Origin of the sequence: Marinobacter lutaoensis (genome assembly GCF_001981305.1) — a bacterium.
Lineage (GTDB): Bacteria > Pseudomonadota > Gammaproteobacteria > Pseudomonadales > Oleiphilaceae > Marinobacter > Marinobacter lutaoensis.
The window spans coordinates 197,144-222,957 of the sequence record NZ_MSCW01000001.1 but is presented as its reverse complement, the minus strand read 5'-3'; the positions used below and the strand labels follow the sequence as shown (position 1 = coordinate 222,957).

Annotated in this window: 20 protein-coding genes; 5 read left to right on the top strand and 15 right to left on the bottom strand. The window is 62.2% G+C overall.

Annotated elements, in window-relative coordinates; translation table 11 throughout:
- Nucleotides 1–128: 128 nt before the first annotated feature.
- The gene (locus BTO32_RS00995) at nucleotides 129–1,199 is read left to right on the top strand and encodes an AraC family transcriptional regulator (RefSeq protein WP_076722583.1); all 1,071 of its coding nucleotides are present in this window, start codon (nucleotides 129–131) and stop codon (nucleotides 1,197–1,199) included.
- A 90-nt stretch (nucleotides 1,200–1,289) separates the two neighbouring features.
- On the opposite strand, the gene BTO32_RS00990 is transcribed toward BTO32_RS00995, so the two are convergent.
- From BTO32_RS00990 to BTO32_RS00940, 11 genes are all read right to left on the bottom strand, one after another.
- A complete protein-coding gene (locus tag BTO32_RS00990; protein WP_076722582.1) occupies nucleotides 1,290–2,501 on the bottom strand; it encodes an argininosuccinate synthase in 1,212 nt (403 codons plus the stop codon).
- A gap of 145 nt (nucleotides 2,502–2,646) precedes the next feature.
- Complete coding sequence (gene fliS / locus BTO32_RS00985; protein WP_076722581.1) at nucleotides 2,647–3,048, bottom strand: flagellar export chaperone FliS; 402 nt, start codon at nucleotides 3,046–3,048, stop codon at nucleotides 2,647–2,649.
- Between the two features lie 43 nt (nucleotides 3,049–3,091).
- Complete coding sequence (gene fliD / locus BTO32_RS00980) at nucleotides 3,092–5,065, bottom strand: flagellar filament capping protein FliD (RefSeq protein WP_076722580.1); 1,974 nt, start codon at nucleotides 5,063–5,065, stop codon at nucleotides 3,092–3,094.
- 191 nt (nucleotides 5,066–5,256) lie between these two features.
- Nucleotides 5,257–5,664, bottom strand: coding sequence for a flagellar protein FlaG (locus tag BTO32_RS00975; RefSeq protein ID WP_076722579.1), 408 nt, complete (start codon nucleotides 5,662–5,664; stop codon nucleotides 5,257–5,259).
- Nucleotides 5,665–5,732: 68 nt separating this feature from the next.
- The gene (locus BTO32_RS00970; RefSeq protein WP_076722578.1) at nucleotides 5,733–7,220 is read right to left on the bottom strand and encodes a flagellin N-terminal helical domain-containing protein; all 1,488 of its coding nucleotides are present in this window, start codon (nucleotides 7,218–7,220) and stop codon (nucleotides 5,733–5,735) included.
- A 157-nt stretch (nucleotides 7,221–7,377) separates the two neighbouring features.
- Nucleotides 7,378–11,019: a glycosyltransferase gene (locus tag BTO32_RS00965; RefSeq protein WP_076722577.1), complete on the bottom strand. Its 3,642-nt coding sequence runs from the start codon at nucleotides 11,017–11,019 to the stop codon at nucleotides 7,378–7,380.
- A 13-nt stretch (nucleotides 11,020–11,032) separates the two neighbouring features.
- Nucleotides 11,033–11,842, bottom strand: coding sequence for a sulfotransferase family protein (locus BTO32_RS00960; protein WP_076722576.1), 810 nt, complete (start codon nucleotides 11,840–11,842; stop codon nucleotides 11,033–11,035).
- The gene (locus BTO32_RS00955; RefSeq protein WP_076722575.1) at nucleotides 11,839–12,534 is read right to left on the bottom strand and encodes a class I SAM-dependent methyltransferase; all 696 of its coding nucleotides are present in this window, start codon (nucleotides 12,532–12,534) and stop codon (nucleotides 11,839–11,841) included. The genes BTO32_RS00960 and BTO32_RS00955 overlap by 4 nt, the downstream gene beginning before the upstream one ends.
- The gene (locus BTO32_RS00950; RefSeq protein WP_076722574.1) at nucleotides 12,527–13,600 is read right to left on the bottom strand and encodes a methyltransferase domain-containing protein; all 1,074 of its coding nucleotides are present in this window, start codon (nucleotides 13,598–13,600) and stop codon (nucleotides 12,527–12,529) included. The genes BTO32_RS00955 and BTO32_RS00950 overlap by 8 nt, the downstream gene beginning before the upstream one ends.
- Complete coding sequence (locus BTO32_RS00945) at nucleotides 13,597–14,331, bottom strand: WbqC family protein (RefSeq protein WP_175618620.1); 735 nt, start codon at nucleotides 14,329–14,331, stop codon at nucleotides 13,597–13,599. Before BTO32_RS00945 ends, BTO32_RS00950 begins: the two co-directional genes overlap by 4 nt.
- 19 nt (nucleotides 14,332–14,350) lie before the next feature.
- Nucleotides 14,351–15,466: a DegT/DnrJ/EryC1/StrS family aminotransferase gene (locus BTO32_RS00940; protein ID WP_245820230.1), complete on the bottom strand. Its 1,116-nt coding sequence runs from the start codon at nucleotides 15,464–15,466 to the stop codon at nucleotides 14,351–14,353.
- 325 nt (nucleotides 15,467–15,791) lie between these two features.
- Between BTO32_RS00940 and BTO32_RS00935 the strand changes: the two genes are divergently transcribed.
- Complete coding sequence (locus tag BTO32_RS00935; protein WP_076722572.1) at nucleotides 15,792–17,300, top strand: flagellin N-terminal helical domain-containing protein; 1,509 nt, start codon at nucleotides 15,792–15,794, stop codon at nucleotides 17,298–17,300.
- Between the two features lie 40 nt (nucleotides 17,301–17,340).
- Entirely contained in the window at nucleotides 17,341–19,341 is a 2,001-nt protein-coding gene (locus tag BTO32_RS00930) for a tetratricopeptide repeat protein (protein WP_076722571.1), read from the top strand.
- A gap of 6 nt (nucleotides 19,342–19,347) precedes the next feature.
- Here BTO32_RS00930 and sbcB read toward each other — a convergent pair whose 3' ends face one another.
- Nucleotides 19,348–20,796, bottom strand: a complete 1,449-nt coding sequence (sbcB, locus tag BTO32_RS00925) for an exodeoxyribonuclease I (RefSeq protein WP_076722570.1) — start codon at nucleotides 20,794–20,796, stop codon at nucleotides 19,348–19,350.
- 49 nt (nucleotides 20,797–20,845) lie between these two features.
- The gene (locus tag BTO32_RS00920) at nucleotides 20,846–21,715 is read right to left on the bottom strand and encodes a DUF6160 family protein (protein WP_076722569.1); all 870 of its coding nucleotides are present in this window, start codon (nucleotides 21,713–21,715) and stop codon (nucleotides 20,846–20,848) included.
- A gap of 276 nt (nucleotides 21,716–21,991) precedes the next feature.
- Between BTO32_RS00920 and BTO32_RS00915 the strand changes: the two genes are divergently transcribed.
- Together BTO32_RS00915 and BTO32_RS00910 are read left to right on the top strand one after the other, a co-directional pair.
- The gene (locus tag BTO32_RS00915) at nucleotides 21,992–23,023 is read left to right on the top strand and encodes a response regulator (RefSeq protein ID WP_076722568.1); all 1,032 of its coding nucleotides are present in this window, start codon (nucleotides 21,992–21,994) and stop codon (nucleotides 23,021–23,023) included.
- A gap of 3 nt (nucleotides 23,024–23,026) precedes the next feature.
- Complete coding sequence (locus tag BTO32_RS00910) at nucleotides 23,027–23,983, top strand: sensor domain-containing diguanylate cyclase (protein ID WP_076722567.1); 957 nt, start codon at nucleotides 23,027–23,029, stop codon at nucleotides 23,981–23,983.
- Between the two features lie 81 nt (nucleotides 23,984–24,064).
- Here BTO32_RS00910 and BTO32_RS00905 read toward each other — a convergent pair whose 3' ends face one another.
- Together BTO32_RS00905 and wecC are read right to left on the bottom strand one after the other, a co-directional pair.
- Nucleotides 24,065–24,436, bottom strand: coding sequence for a histone-like nucleoid-structuring protein, MvaT/MvaU family (locus BTO32_RS00905; protein ID WP_076722566.1), 372 nt, complete (start codon nucleotides 24,434–24,436; stop codon nucleotides 24,065–24,067).
- Nucleotides 24,437–24,560: 124 nt separating this feature from the next.
- On the bottom strand, nucleotides 24,561–25,814 hold the full coding sequence (gene wecC, locus BTO32_RS00900; protein ID WP_076722565.1) for a UDP-N-acetyl-D-mannosamine dehydrogenase: 1,254 nt from the start codon (nucleotides 25,812–25,814) through the stop codon (nucleotides 24,561–24,563).

The following is a 25,814-nucleotide window of genomic DNA, read 5'->3' as shown; positions in this document are numbered from 1 at the left end:
CTTTCGTTCTTTCTTCTTGGTTTAGGGTCAGCTCCGGCTGGCCTTTTATTTTGTGCGCCGCCCCTCCAGCCCTGCCCCCGACTTCCGCTATACTCGGCCTGACACAAAACCAAAAACCGCGAACCCGCATGACCACCCTTGGAACCGCCTCCGTGGCCGCCCTGCGCCAGTACGTCCGAGCCGCCGAAGCCGCCGGCCTCGACACCGCGCCGCTGTTTGCCGAAGCCGGCCTCAGTACCGACATCCTGGCCACCGATGACGGCCGGATCAACGGCGAGCAATTCCAGGATTTCATCCGCGTTCTGGTTGAGCGGACTGGGAACCCGATCCTTGGGCTGGAAACCGGAGACTTCGTGCAGCCCGGCTCCTACAGCGTGCTCGGCTACATCACCATGAGCTGTTCCACCCTGGGAGAAGCCGTCGCCCGGATCGCTCCGTTCGAACGGCTGGTGGGCGACATGGGCACCACGCGCCTGGCCATCCAGCGGGACACCATCACCCTGTCCTGGAGCTGCCGGTACACCGACCCGCGTGTGCGCATGCACATGGTGGACAACGTCTTTGCCTCCTGGATCAACTACGCCCGCTGGCTGGCAGACACCCAAACCGCCGCCCCCGATCGGGTGTGCCTACGACGGCCGTCCCCCGGCGCCAACCTGGAACCGGCCTACCGCCAGCGTTGGCGGTGCCCGGTCGTTTTCAACTCGGAACAGGACAGCGTCTGCTTTCCGGCAGCACTGCTGGCAACCCGATTGCGGCAACCGGATCCCCAGCTGCGCAAGACACTGGAGGCTCACGCTCTCTCGCAACTGGCCGCGCTGGACACCGACACGGACCTGACCTCCCGGGTGAAAGCCAGCATTCAGAAACAGCTTCGCCAGGGCATCACCCGGCAGGACATGGTGGCGGAGGACCTTGGCCTCACCAGCCGCACCCTGCAACGCAAACTGAGTCAGGAAGGCGCATCCTACCAGCGCCTGCTGGACGAAGTGCGGCAGCAACTGGCCGAGGACTATCTGAGTGGCACGGACCTGGCAATTCCAGACATCGCGCTCAGGCTGGGATACAGTGAAACCACGTCGTTTCACCGCAAATTCAAAGCGGTCAAAGGTATGACGCCTGGGGAGTTTCGGCAAAGCAAAGCCGGTGCAAAAGACGAACGATCAAGGTCGGTACCGGCTCCCGGAAAACGCCCGTGAATACACCCCTGCAGGGCTCGGTCGCGCCGTCCCTGGCGCTTCACGTTTCCGGGGGCAGGCTCCGGCCTTGGCCTGACGAGCCAACCCGTCTTAAAGCTTCCGCCCCTTGCCAGCCGCAATGCGAAGACGCAGGGCGTTGAGCTTGATGAAGCCCTCGGCATCCTTCTGGTTGTAGGCGCCCTGATCTTCCTCGAAGGTGGCGATCTTCTCGTCGAACAGGGAGTCCTCGGACTTGCGGCCAACCACATCCACGTTGCCCTTGTACAGCTTCAGACGCACGGTGCCGTTGACGTATTCCTGGGTGGTGTCGATCAGGGCCTGCAGCGCCTTGCGCTCCGGCGACCACCAGTAGCCGTTGTAAATGATCTCGGCGTAACGCGGCATCAGGCTGTCCTTCAGGTGCGCCACTTCCCGGTCCAAGGTGATGGACTCGATGGCACGATGGGCACGCAGCATCACGGTACCGCCCGGCGTTTCATAACAGCCACGGGATTTCATGCCCACGTAGCGGTTTTCGACGATATCGATCCGACCGATGCCGTTGGCGCCGGCGACTTTGTTCAGGTGCTCCAGCACCTCGTGCGGCTTCATTTCCTGGCCGTCGACGGCCACGATGTCACCTTTGCGGTAGGTCAGCTCGATGTAGGTCGGCTGATCCGGTGCCTTCTCCGGCGACACGCTCCAGCGCCACATATCGTCCTCGGCCTCGGCCCAGGGATCCTCCAGGTTCATGCCCTCGTAGGAAATGTGCAGCAGGTTGGCATCCATGGAGTAAGGGCTTTTGCCTTTTTTCTTCTCAACCGGGATGCTGCGCTCGTCGCAGTATGCCAGCAGCTTCTCACGGGAGTTCAGGTCCCACTCGCGCCAAGGGGCGATCACTTTGATGCCGGGCTTGAGAGCGTAGGCACCCAGCTCGAAGCGCACCTGGTCGTTGCCCTTGCCGGTAGCGCCGTGGGAAATGGCATCGGCACCGGTTTCGTTGGCAATCTCCACCAGGCGCTTGGCGATCAGCGGGCGGGCAATGGAGGTACCCAACAGGTACTCCCCTTCATAGACGGTATTGGCCCGGAACATCGGGAACACGTAGTCGCGCACGAACTCTTCGCGCAGGTCCTCAATATAGATTTCCTTGACCCCCAGCGCTTCCGCCTTGGCCCGTGCCGGCTCCACTTCCTCGCCCTGACCAATGTCGGCGGTGAAAGTCACCACCTCGCAGTTGTAGGTATCCTGCAACCACCGGACGATCACGGACGTATCCAGACCACCGGAATAGGCCAGCACCACCTTTTTGATATCAGACATGCCCTTGCTCCAGACTGAACAGAATGGATGTGTGAAAAACAGGAGCGATATTGTACGGGAGAGCGGGGGGAATGGCTATTCAGCCATCCGCATGGGCAGCCCGCCCCACCGCGGCAACCGGTGGGGCACCGAGCCCAGGGAACGATCAGACGGCTTCGGACGGCTGAGTGACAACTTCCTCGCGAATGCCGTCCCAGCCTTCCTTGATGACCCGCAGCAGCTCCGCCACTTCGTCCAGCTTGGCCGGGTCGTTCTTGGCATTGGCCTCGAACAGGGTTCGCTCCATGTAGTCGTACAGCCCTTCCAGCCGCACCGCCAGGTCGCCGCCCTTGTCGAAATCCAGAAAGCCCCGGAGGCCGCCGATGATTTCGATGGCCTTGGAGATCAACCGACCCTTGCCCTCGAAATCCCGGGCCAGCATCCGGGCCTTGGCCATGTTGATCCGCTCCAGCGCCCCGTTGTACAGCAGCTGGATCAGTTTGTGCGGATCGGCGTCGGTGATGCTGGTTTGGGTGTTGACGCGCTGGTATGCCTGCAAACCGTTCATATCAAACCTCGTGTGCGCAGTTTTGTCGTTGTGACAAAACGGTTTAATCGTCGCTGCTGTTCGGAGCCAGGGCAGCGAGTTGCTGGGTCACGTAGTCGCCCGTGGTGTTCAGCTGGGAAATCAGAGTGTCGGCGGCGGTGAACTGAGCGACCAGACGTTCGCGGTAGCTCTCGATGCGCGCGTCCAGACGTTCCTGCTCTTCCTGAATCCGCTCCAGCTCCCGCTCCAGTCCGTCGGTCTTGGCCTCCAGGCTGCCGTCCTCGCCGACGATGCTGGTGACCAGGTTCACCGCCTGCTCGCCGATGCCCTCGATGAAGCGGATGGTGCCACGGTCTCCGGTCGCGTCACCGGTCACCCGGATGCTGATGCCCTTGGCGCCACCGGAACCGGTCACGGTCAGCACCTGGCCATCCCCCTCGGCGGCGACGCCACCAATCGTGCCGGCCACGTCCTTGCCCAGGGTCCCGGTCTTGACGGACAGGCCCAGGGCTGCGCCACCGTCCTCGATCGACATGATGCTGACGTTCGAGCTGCTGCCGTACTGAGTGGAAGTAAAGCGCAGCACGCCGCTGTCATCCAGATCCACCAGCACCGATTGCCCCTCGGAGTTCAGCGCAGAGGACGCATCCAGCTGGGCCTGGATTTCCGCCACCAGGTCCTCGGCGGTGGCGTAGGTGCCCTGGGTCAGCTGCACGGTGAGCGTGGTCTTACCATCCACCGTCAACTCGAACTCGTCATTGCTGTCGTCGATCACCACTCCGTCGGCCAGGGCGGTATCGCCCAGCACGCCACCGCGGGTCGCCGCCTGGGTGATGTTGACGCGGTAGTTACCGGCCAGGGTGTCGGAACCGCTGGAAAGAAACTCGATCCCCTCGTCGGAGGCGCGCCCCTGCTCCGCGAACAGAGCGGTGACATCGTCCGGGTGATTCTTGAGCGCTTCCTCAAACTTGCTCTGGTCGAAATCCAGCCCACCGGTTTCGTAGTTGGTGGTAATACCCACGTCTGCCAGCGTCCGCACACTGGCATTTTCCAGGCCCGGCACCACCGTGTTCAGGATGTTACGCAACTGGGACTGAATCGAACGGACGGCGGAATCGCCGGTGAGAATGCCTCCCTCGCCGGTCTCGGCGTTGTACCCGGCCAGACTTTTGATGGTGGACTGCAGGGCGTTGAACTTCTCGACGAAGGCACTGACGCGCTCGGTGACCGCGGCATAGTCCTGCTCGACCTTAACCGTTGAGGTCACCCCTTCCTCGGTGACATCGAAGGTCAGGCCCCCGATGACGTTGTCGAAACTGTTGGTGGAGCGGGTAATTTCGATACCGTTGATCTTGACCTTGGCATCCTGGGCGACGACCGTTTCTTCCAAATTCTGGACGGTGTCGTTAAAGGCGAACGCGGACAGCCCGGTGGCATCGTCGCTCACGCCGTCGTTGTCCGAAACCTCGATGGAGATGGCATTGGCGGTACCGGTGCTTTCCGACGACAACACCAGCCGGTAACCGCTGCCGGTATCGATCACTCCGGCGGACACGCCGATGCCCGCCTCGTTGATCTCGTCGGCGAGTCCCTGCAAGGTATTGTTGGAACCATCGATGGTGATGGTCTTGGACTCACTGCCGGTACTGATGGTGAGCGTGCCGGTGCCGATGGCGGTAGAGTCCTTGTCGGCGAAGGTGCCGGAAGCCAGGGACTGGGCCTGGGCAAGCTGGAGCACGTCGACCGTATAGCTGCCCTGGCTGGCCTTGGTGCTGTCCACAGAGACCGATACCGAATCGTGGGACGAGGTCGCGGAAAAGGCTTTCAGGTTATCCGCAGCGCTGAGCTGTCGCATCGGCAGGCGCAGTTCGGTGACCGCGCTGCGCAGCGTTCCATAGGCCGAAATCATGGCCTCGGCGCGCTCGGTCTTGTAATCCAGACGCTCCTGAGACGCTGCCTTTTCAGCTTCGACAAGCTGGTCGACCAGATCGGACGTGAGAACGCCCGAGCCGATACCCAATGACGAGATGCTTGCCATACCCTTCCTCCCCTGGGGGATGTCTTATCTATCCAATGCAGTTATCGGCCGAGGCCGGCAAAACTTTGCCGTCCGCGCCGGCATTTTTTGTAACCACGCGTAACCACCTTAAACGAAAACACCGCCAATCCCTTGCGGAAACCGGCGGTGCTGACTCGTGGCTACAACACGTTCTGTGAGGGTATGAGGCGTCACACCTTCACATTGAACAAGGTCAGCGGTTCATCCTGCTGCAATTTCTCTGCCAGTTTCAGGGCCACTTCGTCGGGGATCTGCCGGATCACCTCCTGGGTCTCCTGATCCACAACCCGAACGATGGTCCGGCCCAGCTCGTTATCCACCTCGAACTGCAGATCTCGCTGGACACTTTGCACGTAATCGTTCAACTGCGAGACGGCCTCATCGAGCTGCTCCCTTTCGAGCCTGTCCTGTTCGACCCGCCTGGCCTGCTCAACCTCACGCGCTTCAGTGGCACGGGTGCCGGCTTGCACAGAAACATCACTGTCCTTGGGCTGAGGAGATGACGATGCCCGAGCCGGAGCTTGGTCACTGGAGCGAACCAGCTTCAGATCCGGGCTATCCAGGTTAACGCCATTCATAGCTCACCTCACTATCCTCAAACGGCAATGAGCTGGCTCCCGATGGAGCCAGCTCTTGCGCTACGCGCTTACTGGAGCAGGGACAGTACCTGTTGCGGACGGGCATTCGCCTGTGCCAGCACCGAGATACCTGCCTGCTGGAGCACCTGGGACTTGGCCAGCTTCGCGGTCTCGGAAGCGAAGTCCGCGTCCAGGATGCGGCTCTGGGCAGCGCTCAGGTTGGTGGAGGTGGACTCCAGGTTAGAGATGGTGCTCTCGAACCGGCTCTGCAGGGCACCGAACTTGGCGCGCTGGGAGTTGATGGCGTTGAGCGCCGCATCCACCGTCTTCAGGGCCTGGGTGGCGCTGTCGAAGGACGTGATGTCCAGGTCAGCGACGGTCCGCAGGGTTGAACCGGAGTCCGCGAAGGCATTGGAGTCCGTGACATCCACCGCGAACGAGCGGTCGGAATCCAGCTCGATGTAGCCGCTCACCGCCACATCATCCGCCGTGGTATCGGCCGTCAGGGTCTGGCCGGAACCGGCATCGGTCAGGGTGCCGTCGGCGTCGCGATACTGCTTGGTTACCGTCACGTTACCCGCGTTGGCAACCCCGGTGTCGCCCACAGTGATGTCACGACCGGTTTCGTTACGCAGCACGATGGAGGCACCGTCTTCGGCCACTTCCGCCGTGATGCCGGTCTTCGCGGACTGGTCATTGATGGCCGCCACCGCGGCAGACAGTGCATCCTGGCCGCTGGTCGCCTCGATGGTGAAGGACACCGTCTGGGCCGTGGAGTTTTCGCCGGTCAGGTTCAGGGTGTAGCTGCCGGACGCGGCGAACGCCAGATCCACTTCGGTACGGGCCGTCGCGGTGACACCGGTCTCACCCGTCTTGGAGTTGATGTCGGAAGCAATGTCATTGGCTTCGGCATTGGCGGCGATGCTGATGGTCTGGGACCCCAGGTAGCCGTTGATGGCGATGGAACCGGAGCTGACACCGTTCACCGCTGCGCCACCGGACGCTGCGGTACCCGCGGCCGCGCCACTGGCGATGACCTGGTTGTTACCGAAGCTGTTGGTCCGCAGGTTGGACGTAGAGGCCGTGATGGTCTCGTTGGCGTTGGCACCGACCTGGAACTGAGCGGTACCGAAGCTGCCGTCGAACAGTTTCTGACCGTTGAAGTTGGTGGTGGTGGCAATCCGGTCCAGCTCGGAAACCAGCTGGTTGACTTCGTCCTGCAGGGCCTGACGGTCGGAAGAGCTGTTGGAGGCGTTGGCCGACTGTACCGCCAGCTCACGCACCCGCTGCAGGATGTTGCCGGCTTCACCCAGCGCACCCTCGGCGGTCTGAGCCAGGGAGATGCCGTCGTTGGCGTTGCGGGTCGCCTGGTTCAGGCCACGAATCTGAGCCTCGAAGCGGTTGGAAATCGCCAGACCGGCGGCGTCATCCTTGGCGGAGTTGATCCGGAGACCGGAGGACAGGCGCTGAAGTGCCTGGTTGGACAGCTCCTGGGAGCGGTTCAACTGGTTTTGGGCAGACAGTGACGCCACGTTGGTGTTAATACCGAGAGCCATAATGCATCTCCTTAGAACCGTTAGTTTCTCTATGAAGAGGTCTGGCGCCCTTTCAGAGAGTTTGGGTGCGCCGCCCTACTGACTCAGTTAACGGCTCTCGGCAGGGCTTCTTTAGAGAAAAAACCGGCTTTTTTGTAATGGAATGTAAAATCCTCCGTTACCGTGTGCTCCAGGCTTCGCGCCAGGCTCGCACCGCGTCACCCTCCAGCATCCAGTCTTCCAGCACCGCCTGTTTCAGGCGGTCGCCCTGGCGCTCCCGAGCGTCCGGATCCGACAGATGGTCGCGGATCGCGTCCATCCATTCCTTGTACCGATTCCGTACCAGAGTGACGGGCAGCCCCGAGGCCCGGTACGGCTCGACATCGCTGCACACCACCGGAAATCCGCAGGCACCGTATTCCAGCAGCCGCAAGTTGCTCTTGCAGCGGTTGAACAGATTGTCTTCCAGAGGCGCCAGGGCCAGATCCAGGTCCAGCGACGCCAGCTTGCTCGGGTAACGCTGGATCTCAACCCCCTCGTGCCGCTCGTGTACGTAGGGTTTCAGAGCGTCCGGGCACATGCCGAAGAACACCCATTCCACCTCTCCGGCCAGGTCCCGGACCACATCGGCGATCAGTTCCAGATCTCCGGTGTGCCCCATGCCGCCAGCCCAGCCAACCCGGGGCTTGTGGCCGCGCCGACGGCGGCTGGACAGGCCACGCCACCAGTCCACCGGCAGCCGGTTTTCCACCACCCGGATGTCCGGATGGATGCCCGCCAGGGCCTCGGCCAGCGGCCCGGTCGACACCACGAACCGGTCCACCCAGCGCATCGCCCGGCGCATCGACTTGAGAATGTCCCGGGGCATGGTGTCCCGGTAGGCGCTTTTCATGGGCAGATTCGGCAGGTAGTCGTCCAGCTCGTAGACGATCGCCTTGCCCGCCAGCGTCTTGATCCGCCGCATGTCCTCAATCTGCTCATCCAGCAACTGCCGCTGCACCACCACCACATCCGGATTCAGCCGTGCCAGCTCCGGCAGGGTCAATCGCTCGTGGGCCAGCAGCCCTTCCAGTTCGCCGGTCGCCTTCATCGCCTCGAACGGCTTCATGATGCGGTAGTGACCACACCCCCAGGGGTCTGCCGGATAGCACAGCGCCACCGGTCGGGGACCGCCGGCCAGCGGCTGCCAGGTCAGATCGATGCGCTGCTCCACCTCAAAACCACGGCCCACCAGGGTGAGGTTGCGGTTGTAGGCGGGGTCGTTCGCCAGCAGCGGCAACCAGCGCTGGTACATGGCGTCCTGTTCCCGGGCAAACCGGGCTTGCTTCTGCTCCAGGGCGGTCTTGTCGACGGTATTCTGGCTGGCATTGGCAACGTGCATCATCAACGCATGGGGCGTCCAGACCGTCAGATAGCCCGCTTCGCGGACCCGCAGGCAGAAATCGATGTCATTGTAGGAAACCCCGAACGTCTGCTCATCCAGACCGCCCACCTGTTGGTAGACCGACGCCCGGACCATCAGGCACGCTGCCGTCACCGCGGTGTAATTCTGGTCCACCTGGAGCCGGTTCATGTAACCCGGTGCCTGCAATTCCTCGTCGATGAAGGCGTGTTCAGCCGGCCCGCGCAGCCCCAGCACCACGCCGCCGTGCTGAACCCGTCCGGACGGAAACAGCAGCTTGGCGCCGACAATGCCGACTTCCGGCCTCTGCGCATGGTTCAGCATCTCATCCAGCCAGTCGGCCCGCAGCACCCCGGTATCGTTGTTCAGCAGCAACAGATACTCCCCCCGGGCCTGGGCAGCGGCGAAGTTGTTGATGGCGGAATAGTTGAACGGCTCCCGGTAGCGCAGCACCCGGATGTAGTCGACCGGCAGCTGCGCCATTCCCTCCAGCCAGGCTTGCGCCTCGGCGGTTTCACTGTTGTTGTCGACGATCAGGATTTCGAAGTTCCGGTAGCGGGTCTTTTCCAGCAGGGATTCAACGCAGGTCTGCAGCAACGGCAGCTGGTCCTTGGTGGGAATGATGATCGACACCAGCGGCGCACCCGTGTGGCGATAACGAACCCGATAGGTGCCGAGGGCGGGGTTGGCCTCCACGTCGGCGTCATACCCCCGGCGGGCCAGGTGTGCCAGCAGCACCCGCCGTTCCTCTTCGGGATTGCGCACCGGTCGCCCCGGTTCACTGATCAGCAGCGGCTCGGCAACGTGGCCGATGGCGCCAAAGCCCCCGGCTTCCAGAACCCGCAGGATCAGGTCCAGTTCGAAGGCGGTACCCAGCGTCTCGTCGAAGCCGGACAGCGCCACCACCGCGCTGCTCCGGAACAACCAGTTGCGGGCCATGGCACCGGGATTGCTGATCAGCATATCGAGATTAAAGTCGGGCCGGAAGGCACCACCGCCGATGTGCCCCCCGTCACGGACCAGGCTGTCACCGTAAACCGCAACACAGGAATCCGGCGCACCCGCCAGCTCCCGGGACAGGGTCATCATGCCCTGGGGTGTGATTTCGTCCCAGCTGTCGGCAAGCATCAGCCAGCTGCCTTGGCGTTCACCGGCAATGCGGTTGAGAGCGGCGGCCTCGCCACCCTCGCCCACTTCGACAAACCCCACGTCCCGGAAGTAAGCCTCGGGGTAACGTGACGGCTCCGGTGTCAGCACCAGGCAGCGCAATCCGGGCGCGAAGCGCCGGGCGATCCGGAACGCACTGACGGCCAGCCCCAAACGAAAGTCGTCCGGATTCCGGTCCCGGATACAGACAAGGATCTCCGGGCCATGGCCCCGCTCATCCGCCAACACCGTTTCCTGCGCCGGCGACAGCACCCGGTTGGCCAGCCAGCGCCCCAGTGCCAGTGCGTTGCCCTGCGCCCGCTGCGTGGCGCGCACCGATTCAAAGGTAAACTCGGACAGCGCCTCCGGGGTAATCCGGCCCACGTCACGGAAATGCTCCACCAGCGGGAAACGTCCCCAGGACGGGTCGGGCCGATCCAGGGGGCGAACCCGCACGTGGCCATAGAGCGGCAACGGCTCCACCCCACGCACATCAAGCTGGGCCAGGAATACCGACCGACCATAGTCCCCGACCACGGTGGCGTTGCCCTGGCGCTGGGCCTGGCCGCCATGGGTACGGAAGCAGGACTGGGGTTGGGCCAGATACGCCAAGTGCCCCGCCCCCAGCGCATTGACGTACAGCGCCAAGTCATTGACCGAATTGATCATGCGGTTGCCCAGGGCACTGATGTGAGGCCAGCAGCCCCGCAGCTCATCGGCCCGCAACAGCACGGAGGTGGGTTCACCGACAAAGTTCAGCGGAAACCGGGACCAGAAGCGCAACAGGTCGGCGCCATGGATAACGGCGTCCTCGGCGAACGGGCTGTGGGTGGCCAGAATGTCCGGCAACACCTGACCCGTCTCGTCGATGAGCTGGCGCCGGCCGGTGACCATCCGGATGTCGGGGTGGGCTTCCAGGACCGCCACCATGCGGGCGGTGGCCCCGTCCAGGAGCCGGTCGTCGTCGTTGACAAACTTGACGTAGCGCCCCACCGACAACTCGAAACACCGCTGCATGTTCATCAGACCACCCAGCTGAACCTCGTTGCGCTGGTACTGCACCGGAAACCGGCTGACGCGGGCAAAGTCTTCGACGATTCTGGCCACGTCCGTGCCGGGGGAATCATCACAGACAATCACCTCGGCTCGGTCCACGCCCTGTGTTTCGATGCAGGCCAGGGCCTCCGACAGGAAATCCGGCTTGAACGCGGGAACCAGAAAACTGACCAGGCAGTCGTTGCGGTTGGCACTTTGGTGATGCGGTGTTGTCATATTCGGATCGTTGTCATTCCAGAAATTGAGTCAGCCCCATGGCCCGGGTCTGTTCGAGAATCTGACGGATCAGGTGCGGATCCAGCTCCGTCTGCCAGCGTTCATTGACCGACTTGTCCTTGAACACGGCGTAGGGATCGTCGTGGTGATGACCGTGGGCGGCGCTCAGGAAACCCTCCGTCTGCTCCGTCCATTCCAGCCCTGCCCGGTCGAACAGGTCACGTGCGGTGGCCTCCGGACGCGCGACCAGGTCCGAATACCGGATCAGGGTAAAGCGCTCTGGATAGGCTTCCGCCAGACGCAGGAACAGGGCGGTAACGGCCAGCCAGTCATCAAAGCCCCAGTATTCGCCAACACCGTCCTTGCGGCAGGCACCGGTGCGCCAGTCCCGGTCCACCGAACAGCCCTTGTTGTGGAACTCTTTCTCGGAATGGATCCAGGAATTGATGGCGCCGCAGGGGTGGCGGACAATGCCAATGATATGCAGGTCAAGCGCGGAGGACAGAAATCGCTCCAGCAGTTCGTGGTGTCTCGACGTTTTGTACGCCAGACATGTCGGCGCCTGCTTGGCAAACTGCGGGTAGGCTCCGGACGCCACGTGATGGCGCTGCATCAGGAAATCGTCGTCATCGGCCGCCAGCAACTCCTCGAAAAAACGAGCAATGTCGCCATCCGTCGAGCCGGGCTGGAGCCGGTTCTTGAATCGGTAGGAAAACAGGGGCTCCGTACGGAACGCCACACAGGGGTTGCTGTTGATGATCTGGCCCAGCCAGCTGGTGCCTGACCGGGGCATGCCGGTCACGATCACGGTTTTCAAGGTCATGGCTTGCTCAGCAGGCAATCAAATCGGTAGAAGGCGGTGTAGAGTGCTTCGGGCTGCGGCTCGATGCGGCAGCTCAGCCCCAGGTCCTGAGCCAGAACCCGGAAGAAATCCGGGTGATACCAAGTGCCCATGACATCCGTCCCCGCCGCCAAGGCGCGCAGATAGCAGGCCCGGCGTCCGGCATCCGCGTAGAAATGCCACTTCTCGGTTTCCGACGGGATTCCGCCCAGCAACACCCGGCCACCCGCGGGCAGCGCCTCCGTCAGGGCATGGAGAAAGGTTGCCACCTCCGGGTAGCTGAGGTGCTGCACCACTTCGTACAGATACGCCTTGCCGGCCCCGAACGTCCGCCAGTCAGCCTCCAGCAGGGACTGGCAGACGTAGGAAACATTGCCGGCCGCGTGCTTCAGTGCCTGCTCGTACAGCGCCCGGTTACGTTCCAGACCCGTGACCTGGGCACACCGTGGCGCCACCAGGTTGGTGAGCAGGCCATTGCCGGCGCCGATGTCGAGCACCCGGTCCTCCGGCGTCAGGTCCAGCAGGGACACAATCTGGCCAACGATGAGTTGCAGCTGTTTCCGGTCCACCGGCTCACCGTTGACGGTTTTGCCCACCTGCCAGAGCAGATCATCGCTGCGGGCGACCCGCTCGGAATAATACCGATCCGTAGGGGTGATGTGATCGTCAGGCATGCTCCGGCCCCGTGTGGTCGCCCTCGTCGGGCCGGCGAACGATGTAAAGCAGGCTCTCTGGCTTCAAGCCCAGAGACTCGAAGGTACAGGCGCCAAAATAGTCCTGCCCCAGCAGGGTGAGCTCGAATCCGGCCTGACCGATACGTTCGATGTAACCGGCCCGGTTGTACAACCGGACATGATCGCCCTGGCCAAAGCGGCGCCAGCGTTCGCCCTCATCCGTAACATCCGGATCCTCGTCGATGGCCTCCAACCCCAGGATCACCGGCACCATCAGGATGCCAGCGCCTCCGGGCCGGAGCACGCGGAACAGTTCCGCCAGCGCTTGGCGGTCATCCCGCACATGCTCCAGCACATGGCTGCAAATGAAGAAATCCAGGCTGGCGTCGTCAAAGGGCAGATCCATCAGGTCAGCCCGGTAATCAACACCGGCCATGGCGTAGTCCGCCGTTTGATAGTGGCGAAAGCCCTGTCTCCTGAGCCACCGGGACAACCCCGGCTCCGGTGCAAAGTGCATCACCGCCGCATCCCGGCTCAACTGTTTGCGCGCCAGGGCCAGCACCAGCCAGTAGGCATAGAGACGCTCCCGATCCGACGCACCGCAACCGGCACAAAAATAGGTCCGCTGAGCGGTCATTTCGCCCTGACCGAAATAGCGGAAGCCATAACGTTCCGCGTTCTCACGGTAAAAGCCCGGCAACGGCGAAAAACCGGCGTCCGAGGCCTGGCACAACGGGCAGAAACTGGTGCTGAGGTGTGGCAATGGATTGACGGGCAACGCCGGAGCCCCGGCGCGACCCAGCATGCCTTCGAGCATGTCGGTCAGGTTCGCGGTCAGCAGGGACGCGGCCTGCATCTGCAGCTCCGCAGCCTCCCGGAATCGGGCCAAGGCCCGCTCGTGCTCCCCTTTCCGGTAATAGGCGACCGCCAGATCGTTGGACAGCGAGGCCTGCTGCCCGATGCGGCTCTCCAGTACTTCCAGAAGCTCCGCCGCCTCGGCAAAATGACCCTGTTCAAACTGTTCGTAGGCCAAGGCCTTCAAACCGGAAACACTCAGTTCCGTCATTGCATGTCACTCCTGTTGGCTCCGGTTTGGCCGTCAGGGCAATGCCGCCCGGCCTGCACCATCCGACGGGTTTCATCAAGCCCGTTCCACATCAGCACATCGAGAATCGACAGCCCCGGTACGAACGGCCGCTGCCCCTGAGGATAAGGCTCCAGTACCGGCTCATGGAAGGCCAGGGCAATGCCCGACGCCTCGAACTCCTCAGGCCGGAACAACCCGGCACCACCGGCAGGGTTCAGGTAGCTCCGGGCACCCAGGCATTCGGCGATCCGGAGTGCCCACTGCCCCGCGTGCTCGACCGGCCCGAGATTCCAGTGCGCATCGGATTGCACATGGAAGGTGGGCGACAACGCCAGCACCTCCGCCAGCCGGCGCAGGGATTCCACCAGAAACCGTGCCAAGTTGTGCTCGGACTGATCCGTACAATGGTCAAACACCGACAGCGCCTGCTCATAGTATGGCGCCCGTTTTCTTAGAAAGGACAGCTGGCCGCGGATCTTGCCGCGCCAGTCGGCCTCGGCCATCCGAATGTCGGTGATCCGGTCAAACCGGTTTTTCCCGGCCAGAGGCACGGTCATATACTGCCAGCCCTTGGCCGGGTCGGGATGCAGAATGCGATTGCGGTTGACCCAGCCCTTGTTGACGAACTGAATGTCGTCGAAAAACACCCAAGTATCGACACTGGCCATGAGCTGGAAATAGCCCAGATACGGAAAAAAGTATGGCTGCATGATCCCCACGTTCATGCCCCTACCCCCGACCGGCCGCCGCTTGCAAGACCGCGCTGACGCGCTCGAAGTCCCCGTCCGACAGCCCCGGGTACAGTGGCAGGCAGAGAATCCGCTCCGACATCGCCCGGGCGTTGGGCAGGGGCAGCTGCCGGGCCTGCCGGTACATGGGAAAATCGGTGATCAGTGGGTAGAAATACCGGCGAACCAGAATGTCCTGTTGCCGGAACCGGTCATACAGCGCATCCCGAGTGACCGGGAACCCGGGTCCGACCAGCAGCGGACAATAAGCGTAGTTCCAATCGGTTCCGTCCGGCTCGGGCATCAGTTCCAACCCGTCGAGTCCGGACACCAGCCTCTGGTACCGATGGTAGAGTCGGCGCCGGTCGGCGATGGCCTCGTCAATCCGCGCCAGCTGCAACAGGCCGACCGCCGCCTGAAACTCGTTCATCTTGCCATTGATCCCGGGGGCCACCACGGTCACCTCGTCGGCAAAGCCGAAATTCTTGAGGTAGTCCACCCGCTGCTTGGTCTTGGCATCCGGGCACACCAGCGCGCCCCCTTCAAACGTGTTGAAAACCTTGGTGGCGTGAAAACTGAGGACCGACAGGTCGCCCGCCTCCAACAGACTCTGGCCCCGGTGCCGGACTCCGAACGCATGGGCCGCGTCATAGATCACCTTCAGCCCGTATATGTCCGCGACTCGCTGAATCTCATCGATGTTGGCAGGCACGCCGTAACAGTGCACCGGCAGGATGGCGGTGGTCTCGGGCGTGATGGCGGCCTCGATCTGGGCCGGGTCCAGGTTGAAGGTCTCCGGTTCGATGTCCACGAACACCGGCCGGAGCTTGTTCCACAGCAGCGCGTGGGAGGTTGCCACGAAGGAGTACGGCGTGGTGATCACCTCGCCACGAATGCGCAGGGCCTGGAGCGCAGTGACCAGGGCCAGGGTTCCGTTGGTGAACAGGGAAAGATGGGACACACCGAGGTAATCGCACAGCTGCTGCTCCAGCTCGGCGTGAAACTGCCCGCCGTTGGTCAGTCTGCCGCTTTCCCAGATGCGCTCCAGCAGGGGGGTCAGTTCCGCCAGCTCCGGCAGAAGCGGGCGGGTAACCGTAATCTGTTTTTTGTTCGTCAAAGGGTCGGGTCCCTCATCCACTTCCATGGGTTTGCCAAGCAACATCCTAGCATCATTATTCCCTCCACTCGTATGCCCCGCCCGACAAAATAACCGGCAAGGCCCTGCCGCTTTCCCGCGTCAGGAAACCGCCGTTTTCCGCGACACCCTTGCCGCAGTGCGTTCAAAAAACGGCCGATCCCCATGATTTATCTTGTATTTTTTAATTCCTGGCATGGCCTTCGCTAAATGACCCTCAGCGGCAACCAATACGAACGGCCGGCGGGGCATCCTTTCTCGGGTGGGCTCAGAGTACCGGCAACTCTGCATGGTAGGGAGAAACACTATGCCTCAGATCATCAACACCAACATCGCGTCCCTGAACGCGCAACGCAATCTGAACGCCTCTCAGCAGGACGCCAACACGACACTGCAGCGTCTGTCCTCCGGCCTCCGTATCAACTCGGCCAAGGATGACGCCGCGGGGCTGGCGATCGCGGAGCGGTTCACCTCGCAGATCCGGGGCATCGACCAGGCGGTTCGTAACGCCAACGACGGGGTGTCCCTGGCCCAGGTGGCCGAGGGTGCTCTCGGCGAGTCCGGCAACATCCTCCAGCGCATGCGGGAACTCGCGGTACAGGCGGCGAACGCCACCAACTCCGCTTCCGACCGCAAGGCGCTGCAGGCCGAGGTCAACCAGCTCAAGCAGGAGCTGGAACGGATCGCCACCACCACCGAGTTCAACGGCCTGAAGTTGCTGGACGGTACCTTCCAGGCCCAGAAATTCCAGGCCGGCGCCAATGAGAACCAGACCATTTCGGTCTCCATCACCGGTTCCCGCATCGACTCGCTGAGCAACAACACGATCCTGAACAGTAACGCCGTGTCCGGCCAGGGCACCGGCTCGGTGGTCGGGCCGGCCAGCGGCACCGCCCCCGCCCTGAACGGTATCAGCCCGCAGGACATCACCATCTCCAGCTCGCTGGATGCCAAGACCGTTTCCATCACCGCCTCCGGAGCAACGGCTGCGGACATCGCGGCTGAGATCAACAAGGAAGCGGTAACCACCGGTGTCACCGCCACTGCACGCACCACCGCCACCCTCGACAACCTGGCGGCCAGTGGCACCATCACCCTGACCCTGTCCAGTGGCGGCAGCAGCACCGCCACCATCTCGGCCCAGATTTCCGACGTCAACGATCTGGAACCCCTGGCCCGTGAGATCAACGCGGCCTCCGGCAAAACCGGCATCACCGCCGAGGTCGACAACGGCCAGATCGTGTTGATCGAGGAGACCGGCCGCGACATTGTTCTGGAGGGCTTCACCTCCAACGCCGGCGCCGGCACCACCATCGACTTCCAGGGGCCCGCCGATTCGGCCTCGGTACAACTGGCATCAGGCGGGGCGGACAGTGCCCGGGTGTCCGGTGAGATCACCTTCGATTCGGCCACCTCGTTCGCCATCTCCTCGTCCATCGACGCCGCCTCCGGCAGCATCCTGAACGCCGGCGCCGACGAGGCCATCGGCTCGACCCCGGAAACCATTGCGGACGTGGACATCAGCACCTTCGAGGGCGCAAGCAGCGCGCTTCGGGTCATCGACTCGGCGCTGGAAACCATCAACAGCATCCGCGCGGACCTGGGCGCCGTCCAGAACCGCCTGGAGTCCACCATCGCCAACCTGAGCACCACCTCGGAGAACCTGTCCGCCGCCCGCTCCCGGATTCAGGACGCCGATTTCGCGGCGGAATCCGCCGAGCTGGCCCGGACCCAGGTGTTGCAGCAGGCCGGGCTGTCGGTGCTGGCACAGGCCAACGCGCGGCCGCAACAGGTACTGCAACTGCTCCAGGGTTAATGACGACCGGCTGATACCGGCATTGAAAGGTAGGTGACCGATGCACGCACACCATCGACAGCAGACATCCAGAACGACCCCGGCCGAAGCGGCCCGACTGGTCGTCGAGGCCAACGAGGCCTATAACGAGTCCAACCGCCGGGGCCTGGGATACGTTCAGCGCCTGCGGGCACGCCAAGCCTGTCGCGAACACCTGAACCGTGCGCTGGCACTCGATCCGGACCATCCCGCGGCCCTCGGCCTGCTGGGCCGGGTCGAGATGGACGACGGTCACCTGGAACAGGCCCGGACCCTGTTCACCGCCAGCCTGGAGCGCCAGCCGGAGCAGCCCCAGCAGTACTGTAACCTGGGGTACTGGGCGCTCAGGACTGAGCGCCCCGCACTGGCGGAACAGTACTTCCTGCAAGCGCTGGCACTGGACCGCCAGTCCGCCGCCGCATTCTGCGGTATGGCCCATGCCAAGCGCCAGCAGGGCCAGTTCGACGTCGCCTATCTGCACTACCGCAAGCTGCTGGAAACCGGTGCCGACTGGGATTCGATCTACGCTGGCATGCTGACCTGCGCCCGGCATCTGGAGGTACACCAGGCCGATACCGCTCTGGCCCTGGACGCGATTGCCCTGCTCCAGAGGGACGGTCTGCCTCATCAGGACATCGCCCGGTTCGTCGGCGCCATCCTGCACCAGCAGTACGACCTGGATAACCCGGACGCGGCGGTACTGCTGGACGCGGCGGCAGGCGACGAACTGTTGCTGCTGGCACTCCGGAAGCTGCTGATCCCCAACCCCGCCATCGAGGAACTGGTGGTCCTGCTGCGCCGGGCCATTGTCGCTGAGGTCGCCCAGACCGTCACCCTGAGGGACGAACTCCAGCCCCTGGCCCTGGCCATCGCCCAATACGCGGATCGCTCCGGCTACGCCCTGATCGCCCAGGATGACGAAGAGCGGCTTGTCGCCGCCATCAACCAGAGCCTCGAGGCCCAGTTCGCCCTGGGCGAGGAGCAGGATGCCCTGATCGGCTCACTGATGATCAGCGCCATGTACGGTGCTCTGTTCCATCAGGGCTTCGCGGTACACCTGGGACAATGGTCGCTGACGGATTGGCCGCTGGCCCTACAGCCGGTCATGGCCGCCAGCTACTACCACCGCGCCGAGGAAGAAGCCGTCAAGCAGAATTTCGCGGAAAAGGCGGAGGAGCTGTGCCTGGACACGGTCGACCAACCCCAGGCCTGGCCGGTCTGGTCCGATCTGGCCTACCACAACGAATCCAGCCTGAAGACGATCCTTGCCCAGGAACTTGGGCTGGCAACCGATCGCCTGCCAGCCACCGTGCGCATTCTGGTGTGCGGTGCCCAGTCCGGGCAGCGGGCCCTGGAACTGGCTCGCTATCTGGACGATGTGGAAGTGGTCGCCGTGGACGAATCCCTGGCCAATGTCGCCAAGGCAACCCGCATGGCCGAGCAGCTGAAACTTGAGAACATCGTCTTCTGGCCCTGGTCGGTCGCCCAACGATTCGTCGCCGACGGCCATCAGGTGCACTGGGTCGAGGTTGGCCGCCTGCCGTCACCGGCCATGACGGAGTTATCCCTGACAGCACTGATCAACGATGTCACCGCTGCCGGCGGTGTGGTACACCTGCACACCGCCCTGGCGGAACAGACCGCCGGTGACCGGCAGATCCGCCGCCTGATCGCCGAACACCGCCTGGAAGCCACCCGGGCCAATGTCCGCAGGCTGCGTCGAATGGTGCTGACCAACCCCGCAGACGATACTTGGGCGGAACTGCTGGCGGATGACGACTTCTACAGCCTCGGTGGTTGCCGCGACCGCTGGTTCCGACCCCAGGACGCGAACCAGCTGCGGGAGTTACTGGCTCTGCTCAGCAACGAGGTGGAATGGAAACTGGTGAAGGCCCGGGATACCGACGGCCACCGCCTGGCCACCCTGCCGGTACAGCGTCAGATCCAGGCCGAAGCCCTGGGCAGTGAAGTCCAGAGCCTGATGGGACAGAACCTGAGCGTGTATTTCCAGCGCCGGCGCTGAACCGGCTCAGAGATAGGGCATGAGGGACTCACCGTACAGGTGCAGTTCCTCCAGAATGTGCCGCTTTTCCGGTGTCAGCGCCGGATCAGCGGCCAGTCGCTGAAGCTCGCGGCCATAGTCTTCCAACGAGCGCCACCCCTTCCCGGGGCGCATCAGCCGTTCGGTGCGGAAGTGCTCCCAGCGTTCCATTTCCTCCCCGGAAAGCGTCGACGGGTAGTTTCGTGCCCGATAGCGAAACACCATCTCGGGCAGGCGCGCATCCTCGAACCGGATCTCCTGCTCGCCCAGGCTCTCCACCGGCTGGGACAACAGCCAGTTGAGCTTCTGCCGGTCGGTGTCGCCGATGAAACCACCGGCATACAGCTGCTCGTCCGGATCGGTCAGATCCGCGGACTCGAATTCCCGGGCAAACGCCTGCGCCACCTTGGCAGGCAGCTCCGGAGTGCTCCGGAGCTTGGCGAGGTTGGCCCTTAGCACCTCGCCGTCCAGTTCCAGCGCCGCCAACCGTTCCCGGGACACGCTGGACAGCATGGAGGCCGGTGCCAGCACCGGACACTTGTTCAGCTGCACGCCCTTGAGGGGAAACCGGCTGACCTCTTCGCCAAGGGCTTCCCGTGAGGTGAACACCCGTTCGCGAATCTCTTCCGGCGTGGCACGGATCAGCTCCTCCGGGTCTTCCCGCAAATCGTAGACGATCACCAAGTTCCGATTGTCCGGGTGCTCCGCCACCGGCGCCACCAGCGCGCAGCAACCCCGGCTGGCCGGATATTTGGCGGACACATGAAAGACCGGCTTCATCGTTGCGGTATCGAGCATACGCCGGGCGGAATGCTTGTCTTTGTGGCGCAGCACGAAGTCGAACAGCTTCGGCTGCCTGTCCCGAATCAGCCGGGCTACGGCGATGGTGGCCATGACATCGGACATGGCATCGTGGGCGGCCTCGTGTTCAATACCGTTAGCCACGGTCAGCTCCTCAAGCCGGAAGCTGGGCGAACCGTCCTCCTTTCTCGGCCATTCGATGCCCTCCGGGCGCAGGGCGTAGGTCAGCCGGACCATGTCAATGATGTCCCAGCGGGAGTTTCCGTTCTGCCACTCCCGGGCATAGGGGTCGCGCAGGTTGCGGTACAGCGTGTGGCGGGTCACTTCGTCATCGAAGCGGAGGCTGTTGTAGCCCACCACACAGGTGCCGGGCTGGCTGAAGGCCTCATTGATGCGGGCAATGAACTCAGCCTCCGGATAGCCCTCTTCCAAGGCTTTCTGGGGCGTAATCCCGGTGATCAGGCAGGCTTCCGGAGAAGGCAGATAGTCGTCCGCCGGCTTGCAGTAGATCACCAGCGGATCCTCGATGATGTTCAAGTCGGCATCGGTGCGCACGCCGGCGAACTGGGCGGGTCGGTCGTGGATAGGATCGACGCCGAAGGTTTCGTAGTCGTGCCAGTAGAAAGAACGAATCACGGGCTATGACTCCTGCCTGAATCGGATGAAACTGGCCGGAGTGTACCATTTAAAACAGCCGGGGCCCCAGATCCGCCTGGTGTGTGCGCAGGCGGGGCACGCCCTCGGTCACCAGCTGGCTCATGTCAATCGTCATGCTGGTGGGCAGGTTGATGAAAACGCCCTGCCCGGCCCGGATTGCGTTGCCACCATCCAGAGCCTGCCAGTCAACGTCTTCGCGCTGGAAACCGATGAAGAAGCCGTCGGTGTAGCCGGTGGTGCCATCGCCATTGTCCGTGCCCACGATCAGCGACTGGAGCTGCTCCAGGGGAGCACATTGGCCGCAGTTACCGGAGCCGTCGTCAATCCCGATCTGGGTCGCCCGGTTCCCGGTGGCCACGCCGGCCGCATCGAACAGCGTGGCGTCGTGCATCGTGCCGCCGTCGTCGGTCAGTTTGAGGCCGATGTGACCACTGAAACGGGTGGTCAGCGACGACACCGAGCCACGGGCCTGGGCGAATCCCATGCGGAATCCGGACAGCGAGCCCTCGGCCGAATCCTCAGCCAGCTCAATGTAAGGCTGGTACCCTTCGAATGGCACGTCGGTGCCCTCAGCGTAGGTCTGACCGTCATACTGAAGTTCGGAACCGTCGCGGGAAATGTGCCCAAGGGCCACGTGGGTCGCTGCGAAGTCCGCACCATCCCCGGTCTGGCCAAGGCGGATGTCATCGATGTTCACCCGGGTCTGCACATCCATGCCAAGCGTCAGGCGAGTGAAGTTATGCTCGTCCACCGACAGGTTTTCAACCTGCATAAACCCCTGCCCGGTCACCTCGCCCATGGCCGCATCGGATATGGGTTTGAGTTCCGCCAAGGCAACGGGCGAAATACCCAGGCAGAACACGGCAAGGGCAGCGTATCCGTACGCCTGCTGTCTCATGATGATGTCTCTGAAGTTATTTTAGTTATTCACTGCGATGACACTATATCGAAGGCGGTCTGGCCAATGAGTGAGACCGTTCACATTCGGCAACAAACGCCGACAGAAGCGTTTACATTCGGCAAAGAAACCTCTACACAAGTGTCCATTTCCCCATCACTTTCAATCACTTCATGAACTTAACATTAAAAAAATGTAGCACCCATGTACATAAACAGAATGACTGTTATACTTTTGCGAGATGAGACTACCCTCCCACGGCTCACGGCACTCTAGATGACCACCCGCATACTTATTTGCGACGACTCCTCTCTCGCACGCAAACAGATGACGCGCGCCTTGCCGCTTCCCCTCCATGAACACGTCATCTATGCCACCAACGGCCAGGAAGCCCTGACCAAACTCCGTGCCGGCGAAGCCGACCTCATGTTCCTGGACCTCAACATGCCAGAACTGGACGGCTACCAGGTACTTGAACACATCCGCCAGGAAGACCTGCCGGTCCTGACCATCGTGGTCTCCGGCGACATTCAGCCGGAAGCCCGGGAGCGGGTACGCAAGCTTGGCGCCATCGACTTCATCAAAAAGCCGACCGACCAGGACACCGTGCTCGACCTGCTGACCCGCTATGGCTACTACCGGCCGGGCGAGCTTGAAGACCTGGCGCGCAATGACAGCTCACTGCGCAGCGCCGGGTTCAACGAAGCACCGGAAATCTCGGTCTCCCTGAGCGACTACTTGCAGGAAATCGCCAACGTTGCCATGGGGCGTTCGTCGGACCTACTGGCCCGGCTGCTCCGGGTGTTCGTCAGACAACCGATTCCCCGGGTGGCGTTCATCGCCAACTCGGAGCTGCACATGGCGATCTCGGCAGCCCGGGACACCAGCACCTACTCCGCCGTCTGCCAGGGTTTTACCGGCTCCGGCATTGCCGGCGAGGCGCTGCTGCTGTTCGCCGACGCCAGTTTCCGGGACATGGCGGAAATGCTCCATTACGACAACGTGGATGGCGATGCCGTACATGTCGAGGTCCTGATGGACATGTCCAGCATCCTGTTCGGCGCTTTTCTCAAGGGCATCGGCGATCAGCTGGACATTAAACTCGGCCTGAGCCACCCCCGGGTTCTGGGGCAGCATCGCCAGATCAGCGACCTGCTCGAGCACCACAGCGGGCGCGAGGAAAAGCTGCTGTGTATCGAGATCAGCTACAGCCTGGAAGAACGGGACATCCACTGCGACATGCTGGTGCTGCTGACCGAGAACTCGATCCCGTTCCTTGAAAAACGCCTGCAATACCTGGTGGACTGAGCCATGGCCATGAATGAACTGGAAGCGAACGCCTACCACTGGATGGTCGACATGCTCGAATCCATCGAGGTGGGTCTGGTGGTCCTGGACCTGGACCTGAGAGTGCAGACCTGGAACGGGTTCATGGAAAACCACAGCGGCATTACCGCCACCCAGATCCACAATAAAGTCATCTTCGACGTGTTCCCGGATATCCCGAAGGCCTGGCTGACCCGCAAGGTGGACGCGGTGGCCATGCTCAACATCCGCACATTCATTTCCTGGGAGCAGCGCCCCTACCTGTTCCGGTTCCGCAACACCCGCCCCATCACCGGAATCGAGGAGTACATGTTCCAGAATCTGACCATCAGCCCCCTCAGCGGCCCCAATGGCGTGGTGGAAAAGGTGTGCCTGATGGTGTACGACGTCACCGACATCGCCACCAGCAAACGGGCCTTGGAGCGGGCCAACGAGCAACTGGAAAAGCTGAGCATGACCGACCGCCTGACCGGCCTGCTCAATCGGGGAACCTGGGAAAACCTGGTGGATGCCGAGTACGAACGCTTCCGGCGCTATGGTCATACCACCACGCTGGTTATGTTCGATATCGATCACTTTAAAAAGGTCAACGACACCTACGGTCACCTGGCGGGCGACGAAGTGATCAAACGTACGGCCGAAGTCACCAAACGCGCGATCCGGCAATCCGACAGTGCCGGTCGGTACGGCGGCGAAGAGTTTGGCATTATCCTGCCCGAAACCGATGCCGAAGGTGCCTATATTATTTGTGAACGGATTCGCGAAACCATTGAACGCAGCACCGTCAAAACAAATGTTGCGGATATTACGTATACCATCAGTATGGGTATTTCCCAACTGGATGATCGCCCGGAAAATTACATGCAATGGCTGCAACGGGCAGACGAGGCGCTGTATAAAGCGAAGGAAGGCGGGCGAAACCGGGTCGTTATAAACAAATAACAGAAATGAATTCAATCCGGCCCGAAGACCGGATTGAACAAGGTCAGATCAAAGATCAGACACATCACCAGAACCGCGTTATCAGTCCTGCAGCCAGCCCTGAACCGCTTCCTTACCGTACTTATCACGCCACTCGTTCAGAGTCTTGTGGTTACCGCCCCGGGTTTTAACCACTTCACCGGTGTGCGGGTTCTTGTATGTTTTCAGCGGCCGCTTGGGACGGCTGCCCGCAGATGCGGTCTCCGCCTTGGCTGCGGTGATGGAAGGGTCGATGGCCGAGAGAATCTGCAGGACATCCTTCGGGGATTTGTCATACTCCTTCATCAAACCGCGAACTTTTTTCTCGAATTCCAGTTCGCGTTTCAGCGCCTGGTCTTTTTCCAGCTGTTCCAGTTCTGCCGCAAGCTTCTCCATAAGCTGTTTTTTCTGGTAGTAGTCGTTAATCTTTGCCATGGAATAAGAACCTTATTTGAAGGAGAGTTTCAAATAAAAGAATAAATGACCGAAGTCGCGGCTAATAATAAGAGAATAAATGAACGATCGCAAAATTAATTGAAGGTAGGCATTCAGGAATGCCTTACCATATACCCCGCGTATCGATCATCCGCCCCTGCTGCGGGCGAATACGTCGGAACTGTGCATGGTCGACCAAAAGGACGTGAATATCGGCCTCGGCCACCGCTTGGTCAAAGGACACCAAGAGCTCCCCGGGTAGCCAGGCAGGGGCTTCACGCAGGTTCGGCTCCACCAGGCGAACCGTGCCGGCGTGCTCGGCCATCAGGCGCCTGGCAATCGCCACCGCCGGGCTTTCGCGCAAATCGTCGATATTGGCCTTGAAGGCCAGTCCATAGCAGGCCAGGGTCACGTCCCGAATACTCCGTTTCGGATGCTCCGCAAGAAAGTCGGCCACGGTCGCCTTGACCTTGTCCACCACCCAGCCAGGCTTGTCATCGTTGACCCGGCGAGCCATGGCAATCAGCCGGCTCTGCTCCGGAGCACTGCTGACAATAAACCAGGGGTCCACCGCGATACAGTGCCCCCCAACCCCGGGCCCCGGTTGCAGAATATTGACCCGTGGGTGCCGGTTGGCCAACCGGATCAGCTCCCACACATCGATGCCAAGCGCATCGCAGATCACCGACAGCTCATTGGCAAAGGCGATGTTTACATCCCGGAAACTGTTCTCCGTGAGCTTACACATTTCGGCGGTACGGGCGGTGGTCAGCACGCACTCACCTTTCAGGAACACCCGGTACAGATCCGCCGCCGTGGCCGCACAACGGGTGGTCATGCCACCGATCACCCGGTCATTCTGCACCAGCTCGCTCAGAATATGCCCCGGCAGCACCCGCTCAGGACAGTGGGCCACCCGGATGTCGGACTGCTCGCCCACCTGCTGCGGAAAGCTCAGGTCCGGCCGGGCCTCGGCCAGCCACGCGGCCACCCGCTCGGTGGTGCCCACCGGCGAGGTGGACTCCAGAATCACCAAGTCCCCCGTCTTGAGGACCGGCGCGATCGCCTTGGCCGCAGCCTCCACATAGCTCAGGTCCGGATCGTGATGATCCCCGGCAAACGGCGTGGGAACCGCGATCAGAAATGCATCCGCGGGCTCAGGCGTGCGGGAGGCCCGCAGGTAGCCCTGCCCGACCGCCGCATTCACCACCATATCCAGGTCCGGTTCGACGATGTGGATCTCGCCCCGGTTGATGGTATCTATCGCATTCTGGTTCACGTCGATCCCAATGACCTGGATTTTTCTGGACGCGAATACCGCTGCCGTGGGCAGGCCGATATAACCCAGCCCGACCACGCAGATCTTGCCAACCGCCAT